This window comes from Capilliphycus salinus ALCB114379 (assembly GCF_047276495.1).
In the GTDB taxonomy this organism is placed as follows: domain Bacteria; phylum Cyanobacteriota; class Cyanobacteriia; order Cyanobacteriales; family Microcoleaceae; genus Capilliphycus; species Capilliphycus salinus.
Map to the genome: position 1 here is coordinate 2,551,514 of NZ_CP178543.1, position 17,465 is coordinate 2,568,978.

Annotated in this window: 15 protein-coding genes; 13 read left to right on the plus strand and 2 right to left on the minus strand. The window is 43.9% G+C overall.

All coding sequences use genetic code 11. The features are described from left to right. The first annotated feature begins 266 nt into the window (after positions 1-266). A complete protein-coding gene (locus tag ACL6C3_RS10700) occupies positions 267-443 on the plus strand; it encodes a hypothetical protein (RefSeq protein WP_413167154.1) in 177 nt (58 codons plus the stop codon). A gap of 108 nt (positions 444-551) precedes the next feature. Further along, a complete protein-coding gene (locus ACL6C3_RS10705; protein ID WP_413167155.1) occupies positions 552-2,477 on the plus strand; it encodes a peptidoglycan-binding protein in 1,926 nt (641 codons plus the stop codon). 64 nt (positions 2,478-2,541) lie between these two features. On the opposite strand, the gene ACL6C3_RS10710 is transcribed toward ACL6C3_RS10705, so the two are convergent. Continuing rightward, positions 2,542-3,096, minus strand: coding sequence for a transcriptional repressor (locus ACL6C3_RS10710; RefSeq protein WP_413167156.1), 555 nt, complete (start codon positions 3,094-3,096; stop codon positions 2,542-2,544). A gap of 609 nt (positions 3,097-3,705) precedes the next feature. Continuing rightward, entirely contained in the window at positions 3,706-6,246 is a 2,541-nt protein-coding gene (locus tag ACL6C3_RS10715) for a VIT domain-containing protein (RefSeq protein WP_413167157.1), read from the minus strand. A 426-nt stretch (positions 6,247-6,672) separates the two neighbouring features. Here ACL6C3_RS10715 and ACL6C3_RS10720 point away from each other — a divergent pair, with 426 nt between their 5' ends. The 11 genes from ACL6C3_RS10720 to ACL6C3_RS10770 all read left to right on the plus strand — a co-directional run bounded on the left by ACL6C3_RS10720 (position 6,673) and on the right by ACL6C3_RS10770 (position 17,388). Next, entirely contained in the window at positions 6,673-8,394 is a 1,722-nt protein-coding gene (locus ACL6C3_RS10720) for a CTP synthase (protein WP_413167158.1), read from the plus strand. A gap of 80 nt (positions 8,395-8,474) precedes the next feature. Continuing rightward, the gene (locus tag ACL6C3_RS10725; protein ID WP_413167159.1) at positions 8,475-8,894 is read left to right on the plus strand and encodes a hypothetical protein; all 420 of its coding nucleotides are present in this window, start codon (positions 8,475-8,477) and stop codon (positions 8,892-8,894) included. Positions 8,895-9,040: 146 nt separating this feature from the next. Then, a complete protein-coding gene (locus ACL6C3_RS10730) occupies positions 9,041-9,562 on the plus strand; it encodes a pentapeptide repeat-containing protein (protein ID WP_413167160.1) in 522 nt (173 codons plus the stop codon). A 20-nt stretch (positions 9,563-9,582) separates the two neighbouring features. Continuing rightward, positions 9,583-10,257, plus strand: coding sequence for a response regulator transcription factor (locus ACL6C3_RS10735; protein ID WP_413167161.1), 675 nt, complete (start codon positions 9,583-9,585; stop codon positions 10,255-10,257). 292 nt (positions 10,258-10,549) lie between these two features. Then, positions 10,550-11,869, plus strand: coding sequence for a sensor histidine kinase (locus ACL6C3_RS10740; protein WP_413167162.1), 1,320 nt, complete (start codon positions 10,550-10,552; stop codon positions 11,867-11,869). A gap of 64 nt (positions 11,870-11,933) precedes the next feature. Further along, complete coding sequence (locus tag ACL6C3_RS10745; protein ID WP_413167163.1) at positions 11,934-12,470, plus strand: hypothetical protein; 537 nt, start codon at positions 11,934-11,936, stop codon at positions 12,468-12,470. A 396-nt stretch (positions 12,471-12,866) separates the two neighbouring features. Beyond that, positions 12,867-13,151, plus strand: coding sequence for a peptidase (locus tag ACL6C3_RS10750; protein ID WP_413167164.1), 285 nt, complete (start codon positions 12,867-12,869; stop codon positions 13,149-13,151). 71 nt (positions 13,152-13,222) lie between these two features. After that, entirely contained in the window at positions 13,223-13,906 is a 684-nt protein-coding gene (locus tag ACL6C3_RS10755) for a rubrerythrin family protein (RefSeq protein ID WP_413167165.1), read from the plus strand. 142 nt (positions 13,907-14,048) lie between these two features. Continuing rightward, on the plus strand, positions 14,049-14,489 hold the full coding sequence (locus ACL6C3_RS10760; protein WP_413167166.1) for a ubiquinol-cytochrome c reductase iron-sulfur subunit: 441 nt from the start codon (positions 14,049-14,051) through the stop codon (positions 14,487-14,489). Positions 14,490-14,808: 319 nt separating this feature from the next. Beyond that, the gene (locus ACL6C3_RS10765) at positions 14,809-15,966 is read left to right on the plus strand and encodes a sugar phosphate nucleotidyltransferase (protein ID WP_413167167.1); all 1,158 of its coding nucleotides are present in this window, start codon (positions 14,809-14,811) and stop codon (positions 15,964-15,966) included. Positions 15,967-16,125: 159 nt separating this feature from the next. Further along, complete coding sequence (locus ACL6C3_RS10770; protein ID WP_413167168.1) at positions 16,126-17,388, plus strand: RNA-guided endonuclease InsQ/TnpB family protein; 1,263 nt, start codon at positions 16,126-16,128, stop codon at positions 17,386-17,388. Positions 17,389-17,465: the final 77 nt, after the last annotated feature.

Sequence of the window (17,465 nt, forward strand, 5' to 3'; positions counted from 1 at the left end):
GGCGCGGAGTAGCGCGGTTCGACCGAAGCCTGTTCAGGGTCGGTGGTACGGGTCAGATGTCTGTTATTCGTTGATTGTACAACCGGATTTGATAGAATTATTGAAATTTTTGTTGAGTAGAGGAGCAATTCTGTTAAGAAATTTAGACAAAAATAAATCTTAGTTGCAATAGTTACCGGAGCGCTTCCAGATACAGAGTCCTAGTGTTACCGTTATTAAACGCATGGCAAACCATTTCATAAAAAACTTAATTCTGGAAGAAACAAATGTACAAAAAAGATTCAAAAGGCGATCCGTTAGTTGCTGTTGTAACTGCCGCCTTGGGCGCCGGGGTCGCAACTTCCTTTGCGGTTAGTCAAGGTCAAAGTCCCTTCGTTGCTTTAGGAATAACAATATTCGCTGCAATTGCTGCTTTTGTGATTGATCGCTCGGGTTTGGTGTAAATTCAAACGACCTGAGAATAGACGGCTAATATAGAATAGAACCAACCATGAGTCAAAGGCTGATAGTCTTTGACTTGTTGTTTCCATAAATTTTTTAGCACCTGAATTATGATGGACTCTTATGCTTATCTACATTTAGCCGCAGTCTACGAAGACCCTTCTGAGTTTCAATTAACACCCTCTGCAAGTATTAACCGGAACACATTTTCATCTCGGACTTACCCCTATTTTTTATCTCTGGCCTTCCTCGCCACAGCCTTAACTTTACCCGAGTCCGCCTCTGCTCAGTTAATTACCCAAGGCGATCGCGGAGCGGAAGTGAGTGCGATACAAAGCGCCTTACAGTCTCTCGGTTATTTTAATGCAAATGTGACCGGATTTTACGGGCCAATTACTCGGGATGCGGTGATTCGCTTTCAGCAAGACTCCGGACTAAATGCCGATGGTGTTGTTGGCCCCAATACTTTAGCCGCTTTAGGACTGGCCGGCACTCCCAATCCCCCGACCCAACCCCTGAACCGGGGCGTTATCGGTTTGGGCGAAGGGGATAGCGGCCCTGGAGTCCGGGACCTACAAATTCGTTTGCGTCAGTTGGGTTACTTTAACACCGAACCCACAGGTACCTTTGGAACCATTACCCGTGATGCGGTCATTAGCTTCCAACAAGCCAACTTCATTCCCGCCACCGGTTTAGTTAGCGAAGAAACGCTAGTTTTTCTCAATAACAGAATTCCCACCCGTCCAGACGGGCCAAATCCTCTCCCCTCAGGCGTACTGAAACAGGGCGATACCGGGCCTGCTGTCGGCGTCCTCCAACAACGACTGTTCAGGTTAGGCTTTTATAACGGAGAAATCACCAACTACTTTGATGCTCCCACAGAACAGGCTGTAATTGCTTTTCAGCGAGCTTACGGCATTCAAACCACCGGACAAGTCGGGCCGACAACCGTCAGTTTTTTAATCCGGGCGACGGGAGAACCCATTCCCTCGTTTCCCACCGTTCCGGTTGCCAATCCCCCCCTTCCCCTCAGATTTGGCGATCGCGGAACATCGGTCAGTCAAGTGCAGCAACGATTGCGGGTATTGGGCTATTATAGCGGCCCGGTGAACGGGATTTTTGACTTAACCACTCGGCGGGCGGTAATTGCCTTTCAGCGAGATTATGGAATTACTCAAACCGGAGTTGTGGGGGCGACAACTCAATCTTATTTAATCAGTGCGGTTCCCCAGTTTCAACCTGTACTGTCGGATTTCCTTGTTCCCCAGGGACAGCCTTTCAATCCGGTTCCGGTTGCTCCGGTCTCCCAGGGACAGCCTTTCAATCCGGTTGCGGTTGCTCCGGTCTCTCAAGGACGGCCTTTAAATCCGGTTCCGGTGGCTCCGGTCTCTCAAGGACGGCCTTTAAATCCGGTTCCGGTGGCTCCGGTCTCTCAAGGACGGCCTTTAAATCCGGTTCCCGTCGCTCCTCTACCTCAAGGACGGCCTTTGAACCCTTCTCCCCTAACTCCTATTCAACCGGTCGCGACTTATCGCAGTTTTGTCAGCGTGGGAGATACCGGCTTTGAAGTCCGAAAAGTTCAACAACGCCTGCGGGAGTTAAACTACTATCGAGGGCCGATTAACGGGTTTTTTGACCGGACGACTCAAGATGCAGTGGTTCGCTTTCAACGGGCTTATGGAATTAGTACAACGGGTGTAGTGGGTCCTACAACCCGCATTTATATGTTTAATAGCGCTCAGTCTTCCGGGTCTACTTCGACGGCTGATGCTGGTACTGCTTCTAGTCCCGAGAGGATTGAAACGGCTCAAATTCCCCCCCAGACAGCAACAACCGTCGCGCCTGAAAATTCTCGCCTCGGTACTGCTAGCGTCCAAGCGTTACAAAAACGACTGCAAGTTCAAGGGCTTTATCAAGGGCCGATTGACGGGGTTTACAATACTCAAACTGAAGCGGCGGTCAATAAAGCACAGGAAGTCTACGGAAGCAGTGCTAATGATGTGTTATTCGGGGGTTTACAGTTGCAATCGGATTGATTTTTTCGAGTGAGTTCATAAAAATTATTGCGGGGAGAGGAACTTATTTTCCCCGCTTTCGTCTTTAGTCAATGCCATCGGATTCGTCGTCGGAGTCGGATTCGCTTAAGCAGTGTTCGGCTTGTTCGGCGATGGATTGGGAGCAAGACCATTCACTGGGAATTAACGAGGGCCATCCCATTCTCAGGGCTTCGTAGCAAACCGTATGGATTGTCAATTGACAGTCTAATAAATGCAGTCCCGATTTTTCGGCTTGCTTCATCCCGATTTTTGAAATAGAATCATTTTTGAACTCGATTGTTTTGTTGCACTGGACGCAGACTAAATGATGGTGATGGTGGGGATAGGGTTGGTTGATTTCGTAGTGTTTATGGCCTTCGGCGAGTTCGAGTTCTCGTAAAATCCCCAGTCGTGCCATTAGTTTCAGGGTGCGGTATATTGTTGATAAACTGATGGGTTCGCCTCGGCTTTTGAGAAGATTGTACAGATCTTCGGCGCTTAAATGGTTTCCTTTGGGAAGATTTTGAAAGACGTGCAGAATCGTTTCCCGTTGGGGAGTCAGACGCCAGCCCTTATTATTCAGTTCAGATTTGAACGAGGAAGATGTGTATAAAGGCATAATTTTGTTATCAATAAAGCTTTCATACTGAAAATGATACACAACAAATCTCTCTATTGTCAAAAAAGCTGCTTATTGAGAATAACTAGCTATAACAACGACTAGAGACTCCTATATCCCGTTATTCTCGGTTTGGCTTTTTCTCCCCTGGCTTTGTTGGGGGTTGGGTGCGGTGTTGGGGTGGGTTTGGGTTAATTTTTTATTGCCTACAAACAACTCTTGTTAACTCGCCCCGATGATGGAATTTAGAGATCTAACAGCTTGCTCATTTTATAGATTCTTTGACCTTGATTGTGTCCTGGCTAAAAACGGTTTGTAACTTCCAATTGATTGGGGGTTTGAATTGCTTTTCTTCAAGCTTCATCGCCCTTTTGATTTTTATATTCGTATTTCTAACCAGATTTTATCATAACACTTTTTTCGACGATTGACAAGATAATTTTGCCAAAAGTTTCGGGGTTCGGGACGGGTTTCGGCTTGATGTATTTTTTGGCTATATTTTTCTAGAAATCAGTTACAAAAACCCGCCCGGACTGGAGTTGATAGCGGCGAAACCTTGAAAGTTCAGATGACTGTTTTGGGAGGATTGTTTTACCGCTTTTAATGAATTTAGGGAGATTGAAGCAGTTTTAATTTAACCCGAATGGTATCGTTAATTTCGGCGGGAAATTGCCACATTTCTAGGGATTTACGAAGGCGATCAACCACAATCACTTCCTCGGTTTGACTGGGAACGGTTAACTGGGAATTAATATCATCCCAAATAATTCGTTCTACATTTCCCTGACTAACAACCAGTTCAAACACCAGTTCGCCCCGCAGATTTTCCGGTAAGTTTACCCCTTGTAAATATCGGTTGAGTTCGCCAATTTGAGCGGGATTTAATCCCTCAATTTCTATCACTTCAACCCGTGAACTAGAGCGCCGAGAAACCGGACTAGACACAGACGGAGGTGCGGGAGGAGGCGCTATCTCCGACAAACGAACCCCTCCACTTCTCCCGCTCATCTGGGGACGGGGAACCGGTGCGAAACTGCCAACCGCACTCGGAGAACCGCTGACCGGAGGCTCTGACCCATAAATTCCCTCATAACTTACCCCTTCTGGTAATTCTACTGGAATTTGGACTGTGCGGCGGGTTCCATCGGGATCGACTCGGACTTCTTCACTAACGGCGACAAATGCCGTATACTGAGATAACAATTGGTATTCTAGGGCGGTCTGTGTCACGGCGTCAACACCGGATCGGGTTTCACCGCCAAACATTTGATTCATTAAGTGTTTAATTTTTGCTCGTCCCCACAGTTGAGCGATCGCAGAATTCCCAAAATTACTGTTAATTTTGTCCGGCGAAGTTGATTCGTCAAGATTAACATTTGTCGTTCGGTTAAAGTTAATGGGAACGACTTGTTCATAGCGATCGCCATTGGCTGCCGTGCCTCTAATTTTAAGTTTACCACTTTGGCGATCGCTTTTTCGTCCAAAAATAACCAAAGGTTGATTATCAAATAAATCAGAAACTCTCACGGGGTAAATTTCAACCGCTTCTCCCCCTCCCTCCCAACTGACTTGAATATTAGTCAAAACTGGATTATTGATTTGACTTAAAAACAATTCTACCACATCTTCGGTCGGTTCATCGGGTCGAGTCACTTGGGAAGTTCCCCGTCCAATTTCCGCCAAACGGTTCAACAAAAAACGATTAACCGAACTTCCCACCCCAAAACTATAAAGACGATTTCCCGATTTTAGCTGAGTTTTGACCGCAGCGAGAACTTCATTTTCATTGCCAATATAACCATCGGTAATTAACACGATACTCCGCAACCGTCCGGGAGGAGGAGAGGGAAAATTCATCACGGTTTCTATTCCGTTTAATAACTCCGTTCCCCCGTTGGCTTCCAGTTGATTAATATAAGCAATTGCTTTTTGTTGGTTGGCGACGGTATTGGTTAAAGGCGTTGCAGAAAGGGCGGTTGTGGTATCAGAAAAATCGATAATTGTAAACGTATCCTCCGGGTTTAACGCTTGAATAAATCGACGCATCAGTTGTTTGGATTTTGCCAGAGGTTCGCCCCGCTGTGAACCGGAAGTATCGATTAAAAAAATAACGTCTTTGGCGACAATTTCATCTTGTTTGTACTGCAAAGCCGGAATCAAATAAGTGGCAAAATGTCCGCCCCGTTCGTCGGCTTGGGTCAGGGTGGTCACTTTTGTATTTTCTCCCGAAACCTGATAGCGGACAATTAAATCTTTATTGGGGATTGTATCGGATTCTGCCAAACTGACTTCTACTTTATCCCCCTGTTTTTGAGTTAAAATCATATGAGAAGGGGAAGTAATTTTTTCACCCAAAACATCCGCATCAATTTCTAACTTGACATTGATCTCATGTCCCGAACGAGTCGCCGGAGGAAGGACGGGCGGAGTAATTCGAGACGCATCGGGAACCCGATCTGTATTGGGTTCTTGTCCGTTATTGCGAGTACCCGGAATATAACGGGGACCAACAACCATCGGGAAAACAAATTCATAGTTTCCCCCTCGAAACTTTAAACTTTCTGTATAGCGAATTTTCACCTCAATTTGTTCGCCCGGTTTAATATTAGCCACAGATTGAGTAAAAATATTATCTCGTTCTTGTTCGAGTAAAGCCGCTGTATTTCCGTCCGCTTTAGCGCGTTCATAAATAGCTTGGGCTTCTTCTCGTTTTTTCAAGATAGACTTAATTGTGCGGTCGCCAATTTTGATTTCAAAAGCATCAACAGCCGCCTCATCCGGTAAGGGAAAAACATAAACCGCTTCTAACGGTTCATCAAAAGGATTTTCAAACCGTTGAATCACTTCTATTTGGGAAAGATTCCCCGATATTTTCCCCGAAACCTCCGTTTTCTTCAAAGGAAAAACAGAAGAAATATCCGTTTGTTCTGAAACATACAACCCCCCAACCTGACAATTTGAACCACAATCATAATTAGTCCGAGGGGAAGGACGAGTTTGAGCAAGTTCGCCCGGATGAGAAGCAGAAAAAAGCGGTTGAGAAGACGTCGCAGCGATAGCAGCATTAACCGAAAGCTGAGTTAAGAAAAAAAAGCCGAGGGAAACTCGCACCACTCGCACTAAAACTGTTAAACTAGAAGAAAATAGCATATTCACTCCTGAAGTAGACAATTAGCAAAGTTGTCGAACAATACCAGCAGCCGAGAAAAGTGAAAAAAGTTAAATAAATCCGGTAAACTAGAACTCAAATCAAGATCGGGATTTAGAATCAAGTTGGAATCAACATCAACTTTGTCAACTTGTGTAAATACAGTTATCAAGTCCGAAGCCGTTTGATTTGATTGAACAATCCAATGTTAAATAGTTTCTAGGTAAACGCCAAAAAACCCGGTAAATTTACTAAAATAGAGCGGTGAGACTCAACAAAAAATCAAAGAAAATTTTGAACAATTAAAGATCGTGAATGTAGGTCAATACCCCCTGTTCTAGAGAGGGAATTAAAAATGTCAAATCGAAAAGATTTTGTGGCACAATACAAACTAGGCCTCACGAATAGAGTTGAGATGGGTAAATTTTATGAGTAAGTTTGTTTTTATTACGGGTGGAGTCGTTTCGAGTATTGGTAAAGGAATAGTTGCCGCCAGTTTGGGACGTTTGCTAAAATCGCGAGACTATTCAGTATCAATTTTGAAGTTAGATCCCTATATCAACGTCGATCCCGGAACCATGAGTCCCTTTCAACACGGGGAAGTATTTGTCACCCAAGACGGTGCCGAAACCGACTTAGATCTGGGTCACTACGAACGATTTACAGACACCTCCATGTCCCGTCTCAACAGCGTTACAGCAGGATCGATCTACCAAGCGGTGATCAACAAAGAACGGCGAGGGGATTATCAAGGGGGAACCGTCCAAGTCATCCCCCACATCACCCACGAATGCAAAGAACGCATTCTCCGAGTCGCCCGAGATACCAATCCCGATGTCGTGATCACCGAAGTCGGGGGAACCGTCGGCGATATCGAATCCTTACCCTTTTTAGAAGCCATTCGTCAGTTTCGCAAAGACGTCGGACGTCAAAACGTCATCTATGTTCACGTCACCCTAGTTCCCTACATTTCATCGGCCGGGGAAATGAAAACCAAACCGACGCAGCATTCGGTCAAAGAATTGCGATCAATCGGAATTCAACCCGATATTTTAGTCTGTCGCTGCGATCGCCCGCTAGCCAAAGGAATGAAAGAAAAAGTCTCTGAATTCTGCGATGTCGAAGTCGAATCCGTCATTATGGCACAAGACGCCGACAGTATATATGAAGTTCCACTCATTTTAGAACGAGAAGGACTCGCCCAACAAACAATAGAATTATTACACCTCGAACCCCGCAAACCCGATCTTAGAGCGTGGCAAACCCTAGTAGATCGGCTGTATCATCGAGATAGCGATAAATTAGGCACCAAACCCCCCACCGTCGAAATTGCCATAGTCGGAAAATACATTCAACTCAGCGACGCCTATCTGTCCGTCGTCGAAGCCCTGCGCCATGCGGCGATTGAAATCGGGGTAGAATTAAATATTCGTTGGGTAAACTCCGAAGAAGTCGAAAAAAATAGCATCACCTCCTATTTAGAGAATATTAATGGCATAATCGTTCCCGGAGGGTTTGGAATTCGAGGAATCGATGGTAAAATCGCTGCGATTCAATATGCTCGCGAACAGAAAATCCCATTTTTGGGCCTGTGTTTGGGAATGCAATGTAGTGTGATTGAATGGGCGCGTCATATTGCTAAACTGGAAAGAGCCGACAGCGCAGAATTTGACCCCGAAACACCTAATCCAGTCATCAACCTCTTACCCGAACAGCAAGATGTCGTAGATTTGGGCGGTACCATGCGCTTGGGTTTATATCCCTGTCGCGTGCAACGAGATACCTTAGCGTATCAACTTTATCAGCAAGAGGTGGTATACGAACGCCATCGCCATCGTTATGAATTTAACAACGCCTACCGCAACCTGTTTATCGAATCCGGCTATCAAATTAGTGGGACGTCGCCCGATGGACGTTTGGTGGAAATGGTCGAACTCCCCAGTCATCCTTTCTTTATTGCAGCCCAATTTCACCCCGAGTTTCAATCTCGACCCAATACCCCCCATCCCCTGTTTCGAGGGTTAGTGAAAGCCGCAAGCTGCGAACGAGGACATTTAAACGTTTCCCCTTCTCGACAGCCAAACGCCATCCCGTCTTCGGAGAATCCTCAGGATTCCAACCGGAAGCAGTCCCCCGCTGAGGTGTCCTAATTTCAGCAAACGGGTTTTCTTGAATGTCGGGTAACTAAAATTATTGATCGCGCATTGATTCAGAGGTTTGAGGTACTCCTGTGGCTTACTGGATTAAAATTTCAGAGGATAGAAAACAGTATATTGTCAATCTAGAACGGATTGGTGCATTTTGTGCTGAAGCCAACCTGCGGATCAAGTTTTGGTTACCCGATAGCGGTCAACCTGTGGTCGTTAACGGACAAGCCAACCCCGATGTTTATCAGATGATTTGGAATTATATTGATAAAATTATTACTCAGGTCACTCCCAGTTATTGGATTCGGATTGAGTATGAGCGCAAGCAATATTTAATTAATCTCCATCGAATTAATGCTTTTACTTGCGATAGCGGAAATCGAATTACATTTTGGCTACCCGATAGCCTCGAACCCATTATTCTCAATCCCCAGAGTTATCCCGAGATTTATCATCAGGTTCAAGACTATATTCGCACCACAACGGGTTATTCCCTTCCTTGAGAGCAAACCCTAAAAAAATCTTAATAAATCTTAATTTTTCGTTGCAAGACTGTAACCTAGAAAAGTGGCTAAGTATGTATACTTAGAATCTTTCTCTCGTTTCAGAGAACTGATTTTAGGTCTAAGAAATAGTTAATATTTTCAAGATGCACAGAATAAGTGTAGCGGATTTACTGTCTCAATATGCACAAGGAAGGCGCGATTTTAGTGGCATCACCATAGAAAACGTTGACTTATTTGAGGCGAATTTAGAAGGAATCAATTTAGCAGATAGCCAACTCAATCAGGCTTATATGCCCTATGCTAACCTCAGTTATGCTAACTTACAAAATAGCGAAATTGTAGAAGCCGAACTGGGAGATATTCGACTCTATCAAGCCAACCTTTATCAGGCTAATTTAGAACGCACCAACCTGTCAAGAGCCAACTTACGTTATGCCAATTTGCAAGGCGCCAACCTATCCAACGTTAACCTACAAGGCGCCGATTTATATAATGCGAATTTAAGCGATGCCAATTTGCGCTATGCTGATTTAAGTGGGGCCAATTTAGAACAAGCAAAACTCAACAATAGCGAACTGTCTGGCTGTAACTTGTTTCGCTCTAAAATGGCCGATCTTTCTGAGGCAAAATGCGATCGCACAACTATAGGCCCCGAGGGATATTAACACATGATTGAACACCGATTATGAGAATTTTACTCGTTGAGGACGATCAACGCATTGCCAAAGCCTTATCGAGATCATTTCAAACCCAAAACTATGTGATCGATGTGGCTTTTGATGGCGAAGCCGGTTGGGAATTTGTCGAGGCTTTCGAGTACGATTTGATTATACTCGATGTGATGTTACCCAAACTCAATGGTATCAACTTGTGTCAACGTTTGCGTCAAGCAGGTTATACTATGCCCGTACTCATGCTGACCGCAAAAGATACCAGTAACGACAAAGTAATGGGTTTGGATGCCGGCGCCGATGACTACGTTGTAAAACCCTTTGATTTACCCGAATTAGCCGCAAGAATTCGAGCCTTACTCCGCCGGGGAAACTCTATTTTACCCCCGGTTTTAGAATGGGAAAAACTCAGGCTAAATCCCAATACCTGCGAAGTAACTTACAACCATATTCCCCTGCATCTTACCCCCAAAGAATACGGTTTGTTAGAATTATTTTTACACAATCCCCAACGGGTTTTTAGTCGCAGCAATATTTTAGAACATCTCTGGTCTTTTGAAGATCCGCCGAGCGAAGAAGCCGTTAAAGTTCATATCAAAGATATTCGCCGCAAACTCAAAAACTTAGGCGCCCCTCCCGATCTCATTGAAACCGTTTACGGAATAGGATATCGCCTCAAACGCAGTTAATAAAAAGATGCTTCTAGCAACAAGTAATAGGCAATAGGTAAAATTTTCAAAAACCCGGTTTCTTTAATAATACACATCGCCGATTTTTATCGCTCGCTAGAAGAAACCGGGTTTTTCAGTCTCTACTGTACTTCATTCAACTGAAAACCCCTAGAAATTATATAAACTCGCCCCAAATTTGGGTGTCGAAAAATGGTAATAGGTTGAAGGGCGGGTTGATAGAAGTTATTTAGAAAAAAACAGAGATTTATTCCGAACCCGCCCCTACAAAACTTTTTACAATTGTCTGACTATGAAACCAAAGCTTAAAACCAAAAACTCCGTTAGTCCTCAATTTCAAGCCCTACGCTGGCGGTTACTCGGATCGTACCTAATAATTATGGTTGCTATTCGGCTAATTTCCGATTTATTAGTTTATCATTTTTTTACCCACAGTCTCTATCAACAACTCGACAACCGACTCCTCAACCTCGCTCAAGCAGCCGCTCATAGTTTAGTTGCGATCAAAAAAGACTCCAACGCCGTTAATAATACCCCTTATCGTCCCCTCGATGGCGATGGAGATCTCGATATTCCCTGGCAAAATCTTCGTAAACCCAATCAAAGTGTAGAATGGTTTACAGCCCATCAAAAACGTCTGGCGTTTTCGGGAATATTATTTTCTGACTTACCTTTACAACCCGGTTTTAATACATTTTCAAGGGGAACAATTCGCAGTTTAATGATTCCGGCTTACAGTTATAATCAACAACAAACCCAACAACTTGAAGGTTATGTTCGTGTTAGCGAGTCTACCGAGTCTGTAGAAGGAGTTCTGTCAAAATTACGTTGGGGTTTAACCTTAGGCGGTTGCGTCGGGTTTGGATTAATTGGAGTGGGGGGAATGTGGCTGACTCAACAATCTATTCGACCCATAGAACAGAGTTTTAATCAATTAAAACAGTTTACCGCAGATGCTTCTCACGAATTGCGTTCGCCCCTAACTGTTATTAAAACTTCGGTTCAAGTTTTAGAAACTCATGTCAATTATATTTATGCTGAAGATCGGGAACAATTTCAGGCAATTATTAGCGCGACAAATCAAATGAGTCATTTGGTTGAAGATTTGCTTTTACTCGCCCGTAGCGATCAATTTAATCAGATATCAACTCAACCTTTTAGTTTAATCGATCTCAACGAATTGTTAGCAGAAGTTGTCGAACTTTTAGACTTAAGTGCAGAATCTAAAAATATAACGATTCAATTTAATATACAAACCGATATTAAAGTTAAAGGCGATGCTTCTCAGTTGTTTCGTCTGTTTCGCAATTTAATTGAAAATGCTCTACAATATACGTCTTCGGGGGGAACCGTTACCCTTTCAACCCACAAAGAAGATAAACTGGTGCGGGTAGATGTTAAAGATACGGGGATAGGTATTTCTCCCGAACATTTACCATTTATTTTTGATCGGCTTTGGCGAGGGGATACCGCACGAACTTATCGCGAAGACGGTTCCGGGTTGGGGTTGGCTATTGTTCAAGCCATTACTCGCCGTCACGGAGGAGAAATTACCGTTAAAAGTCAAGTTGGGGTGGGGAGTTGCTTTCAGGTGCGTCTCCCCGTAGCCTAGATAACGGTTGATGAAACTCTTGACCAAACTGATGTTTTAATTTTAGCTTGTGTGGTGTGTTTTTATGTGCAATTTTTCCGATAAAATTATCGAACAGACAATTGAATATATGATGGATTTTTTAGAACAGCCTCATCCGGTTTTTGGCGGTTTACCGGTTTGTCCGTATACTCGAAAAGCCCGTTTAAGCAATAAAATTCTCTATAAAGTTGATGATTTTTATATGAACTCTAGTCTCAATTTTGATTCTAACTTTATTCAAACGATTCAAGAGTTTAGTCAAAGTCAAAAGTATGAAGTTTTGCTTGTTCTTCATCCCGAACCGCAAGCCATGACACCGGAACAAACCCAAGAATTTGTTAAGGGTTTAAATTCGATTATTTCTGCTTGGGGTTTAATTGCGTTTGGCGGACATCCCGATGAATCTTTTAATATTCAAGGGGTTTATACTCGCAGATTGCCTTATATTAATTTGACGGTTCAAGCTGAAGACTTATTAACAAAAGCTTCTGACACTTTACTTCAAACCAAATATTATCACAATTGGACACCCGAAAACCTTAAAGATGTCGGGTTTCCCCGTCAGGGGGCGGGTTTATAATAGTTATTTGTGGGAATTAAAGCTTAAGTTAGAACCCGCCCATACAGGAAATTTTGGCGGGTTTATAATTGTTATTTGTGGGAATTAAAGCTTAAGTTAGAACCCACCCCTACAAGAAATTTTGGCGGGTTTGTAATAGTTATTTGTGGGAATTAAAGCTTAAGTTAGAACCCACCCCTACAGGAAACTTGGGCGGGTTTATACGTGTTATTTTTAGGAAAATAGAGGCAATTTCGGAGGCGCACCCTACTCAATTCCTGGTGCTTTCAGACAAATTTTTCCATCCTCCCGAGTTCTTTACTTTTTCGATCTACAGTAAAAACTGTCAACGCCAGACCGGACTTTGCAGGATTCAAACTCTGATGCAAACTCGTTGAAAGGGAGGAACCAACTCTGATGCGAATTTTCCGAAAATATCACCGCTTAATCGCAGTTACAGCGAGTTTACCCTTATTATTAACGGTGATTACCGGAGTTGGTTACACCATCTTTGATGAATGGTTGCATCTAGATAAAATTGGGGGATTTCTGATGCAATTACATACCCTAAAAATCTTGGGACTTGATGAAATTTATCCGGTTTTAAATGGAATCGCTCTCATTGGTTTACTCGTAACGGGTTTAAGTATGACCAGTTTATTTAAACAACGCCCTCAACCGAAATATGTTGGCGATCGCTAATTATTTTAACCCGGAATTCCGCTCAAAAATTATTTCTAAACACACTCACTCTACCTCAGGAGAATTGTACCATGATGTTTCGTTATTTGAATCAAAAAACCGTTGCTGTTCTGGTTGCCGTTAGCTTAGTCAGTTTATTCGGTTGTTCTCAACAGCAACCCTCGGCTAAAGTTGAACCGACTGCTGAAAGTCCGAAACCCGTTGTTAGCGATCCGAAAGCCGAAACCTTAAAAAATCTACAGGCGGCTTATAATGGTGAATCTAACGCCCATGTGATGTATTTAGAATTTGCGAACAAAGCCGATGAAGAAGGTTACGGAGAAGTTGGTCGTTTATTTCGTGCGGCCGCCCGTGCCGAAGAAATTCACCGAGATAACCATGCTAAAGTAATAGAATCGATGGGCGCAACTCCTGAAAATGATATTGCAACTCCTCAAGTCAGTTCAACCGCAGAAAACCTAGAAAAAGCAATTAAAGGGGAATCTTACGAACGGGATACCATGTATCCTAAGTTTATTTCCCAAGCGAAAACCGCAGGAAATGAAGCGGCTGTTCAAAGCTTTACTTACGCCACCGAAGCCGAAGCCCAACACGCCGAATTATACACTCAAGCGATGAACAATCTTGAGAATTGGAAAGAAGCAACTCAGCCGATTTATGTTTGTGAAGCTTCCGGACATACGACAATTAATGTCGATGAAACTGCAACTTGTCCTCCGAGTAATAGTTCACAACAATACGAAGAAATTCTCTAACTTGGCTTAAAGAATTCTTGAAGTTGGGGTGAAAAAGACAAACCCAGATTAAAACCCGGTTTCGCGGTTAGTTACCGGGTTTTTAAGGTTTGCTTTTCCGAAAGTGTAGATTGTCCTGTTTGAACGTGTAGAATTTTAGTTTATGAAACGTCGAGAGTTTATGACTTGGGTGGGAATTGGTGGATTAGCGAGTTATTTACCCGTCGCCTTAGCCGCTTGTTCTCCTCAAAAAACACAATCCCAATCAACAGCAAATTCAGTAGATTCCGAGGGATATCAATCGATAGGAACCCTCGAACAATTAACCGAAAAAGGTGAACTTTTGAGTAAAGAATTGGCGATGGGTTCGGTGTTAGTGATTCAAAAACCGGATAATCCTCAAGAAATTATCGCCGTTAACCCGACTTGTCCCCACGCCGGATGTTCGGTAAATTGGAAAGCCGATCAAAAAGCGTTTCTCTGTCCCTGCCATGATTCCAAATTTGCAGCCGATGGTCAACTGTTAGAAGGGCCAGCAGAAGAACCCCTAAAACGCTACCAAGCCAAGCTAGAAGGACAAACAATCCTTGTCAAAGCCGAATAATTCTCAACTCTTTACACCTCACACCCGAAACCCGCCCTGAGGGTTTATATAGGTTATCGGCGAGATACAAACAAAAGTATGGAACCCGCCCCTACACGGATAACGGGTGAGGGTTGACTGTCTTAGGGGGCGACATTGGCACAAAATCTCGGTAAATTGGGATAAGGAGATCGATCAGTTTAATTTATATACGATTAAATTGGCCGATCGCAGTTGAATCTGAGAAGATCGATGGAGAATGATCCACACGATCAGTCCAGGGTTCAGATATTAGATCGAATCACAATTTACTGAACAGACAAGGGTTGAGGAAGTCAATATGAAAGCCATGATTCTGGCCGCTGGCAAGGGGACACGTGTTCGTCCGATTACCTATACTATCCCCAAACCGATGATTCCCATCCTACAAAAACCCGTGATGGAGTTTTTGGTGGAATTGCTTCGCAAACATGGGTTTGACCAAATTATGGTGAATGTCAGCCACCTTGCTGATGAAATTGAAAACTATTTTCGCGATGGTCAAAGGTTCGGAGTTCAACTTTCCTACTCCTTTGAAGGAAGTATCGAAGACGGAAAATTGCTCGGAAAAGCCCTGGGTTCAGCAGGTGGAATGAAAAAAATTCAGGACTTCTACCCCTTCTTTGATGATACCTTTATCGTCTTGTGCGGGGATGCTCTGATTGATTTGGACCTGACGGCCGCCGTACAGCAACACAAACAAAAAGGAGCATTAGCCACTATTGTAACGAAATCCGTTCCTCGCGATCGCGTGTCTAGTTACGGAGTGGTGGTAACAGATGATAAGGGTCGCATTAAAGCATTTCAAGAAAAACCCGCCGTCGAAGAAGCCCTCAGTACCAATATCAACACGGGGATTTATATTTTTGAACCGGAAATTTTCCAGCATATTCCCTCGGGTTGCGAATTTGATCTCGGAGGCGACTTGTTCCCCAAACTGGTGGAAATGGGCGCTCCCTTTTACGGGATTACGATGGATTTTGAATGGGTCGATATTGGTAAAGTTCCCGACTACTGGCAAGCCGTCAGGGGTGTATTATCGGGAGAAGTCAAAAATATCTCCATTCCCGGTCAACAAGTTAAACCCGGAATTTATACCGGCTTGAATGTTGCCGTTAATTGGGATAAAGTCAAAGTTCGCGGTCCGGTTTATATTGGCGGTATGACTCGCATTGAAGACGGCGCCGAAATTGTTGGCCCGACGATGATCGGTCAAAACTGTTGGGTTTGCAGCGATGCCTACGTTAGCAATAGCGTTATCTTTGAATACTCTCGCTTAGGCCCGAGCGTGCGTTTGGTTGATAAACTGGTGTTTGGACGCTATTGTGTAGACAAAACCGGAGCATCCATTGACGTTCAAGCGGCCGCTTTGGATTGGTTGATTACCGACGCCCGTCAAATGTTATCCGATCCCCCCGCAGAACGCCATGCGATCGCCGATATTCTTAGCGGAAGCTAATTAACTGATGGTGGGGGCTTGGGGGAGGCGATAAGTCCCGCGCCATAATCTCTGATTTGGCCTCGGGATACATGGACATCCCCCAAGCTATTTTTAGGTACGTTGAGTACCATAAAAATAGCATTTACCATTAACTTATGTCTGTGGTAGAATAGCCTCATGATTCTAAATTATGTCTATAAAATCTATCCTGATGCCAAGCAAGTTGAGCTACTCAACGAGTGGCTTGAAACTTGCCGTGTCAGCTACAACTATGCACTTAGAGAACTCAAAGACTGGATTGCTTCTCGTAAGTGTCAGATAGATAGATGTAGTTTGGAATCAGAATATATCATGGCAGCCGATTATCCATTTCCAAGCTACCACCAACAGCAAAACAACCTTCCCAAAGCCAAAAAAGAATATCCCCGACTCAAAGCAGTACCTTCTCAGGTTCTTCAAACTAACATCAGAAGACTGCACGATGCCTGGGACTTTTTTCGGAATCGGGGCTATGGCTTCCCCAGATTCAAGAAGTTTGGACAGATGAAATCTTTATTGTTTCCTCAGTTCAAAACTAATCCGATAACTGGATGGCAAATCAAGTTGCCCAAACTGGGTCTGATTCCCATCAATTTGCACAGACCTATTCCTGATGGGTTTGTAGTCAAACAAGTACGAGTCCTCAAGAAAGCTGTAGGTTGGTTTGTAGTAATAGCTATTGAATCGGATATATCAATTCCTGAACCCGTACCTCACGGTCACTGTATCGGAGTTGATATCGGCTTGTTATTCTACTGCTCTACCAGTGATGGTTTTGTCGAGCCTAAACGTAAGTTCTTCAAGGGTCTGTATCGTCGGCTGAAAGTGCTACAACGTAGACTCTCGAAAAAGCAAAAACGTTTTTGTAACTATGAGAAAGCAAGGCTAAAGGTAGAGCGTCTACATAATCATATTGCCTTCAAACGTAAAGATTACCAGTTCAAGTTGGCGCACCAACTCTGCGACATGGCAGGAACTATCTTCATTGAAGATATTGATTTCCGGATCATGGCAAAGGGTTTCCTTGGTAAACAGACTGTCGATGCTGCATTTGGTCAGTTTAGAAGCATCTTGTTCTACGTTGGCAAACAGCGAGGTGTCTATGTCGCCGAAGTAGACCACAAAGGAACCTCTCAAACCTGCCCAAACTGCCGTATTGAGGTGAGGAAAGAGCTTTTTGATAGATGGCATAGTTGCCCAGAATGCAAATATGAGGTAGCTCGCGACATAGCCTCGGCACAGGAAATCTGTAACCGAGGCTATGAAATGCTTAGTACCCAGGGACTCTGGGGGAAAGAAATTGGCTGTCAAGTCGGGCTGTCGGGGGCAATGAGCCTAGATAAGTGGCGCAGGGCAGCAATGTCTAACAGCGATGTTGGAAGCCCGCGCTGTAATCTTTGATTCAGCGCCGGGAGGATGTCACATTATTCCCCAATCCGGCTAAACTCGCAAACGATCTGCTCTTTAACCGATAATCA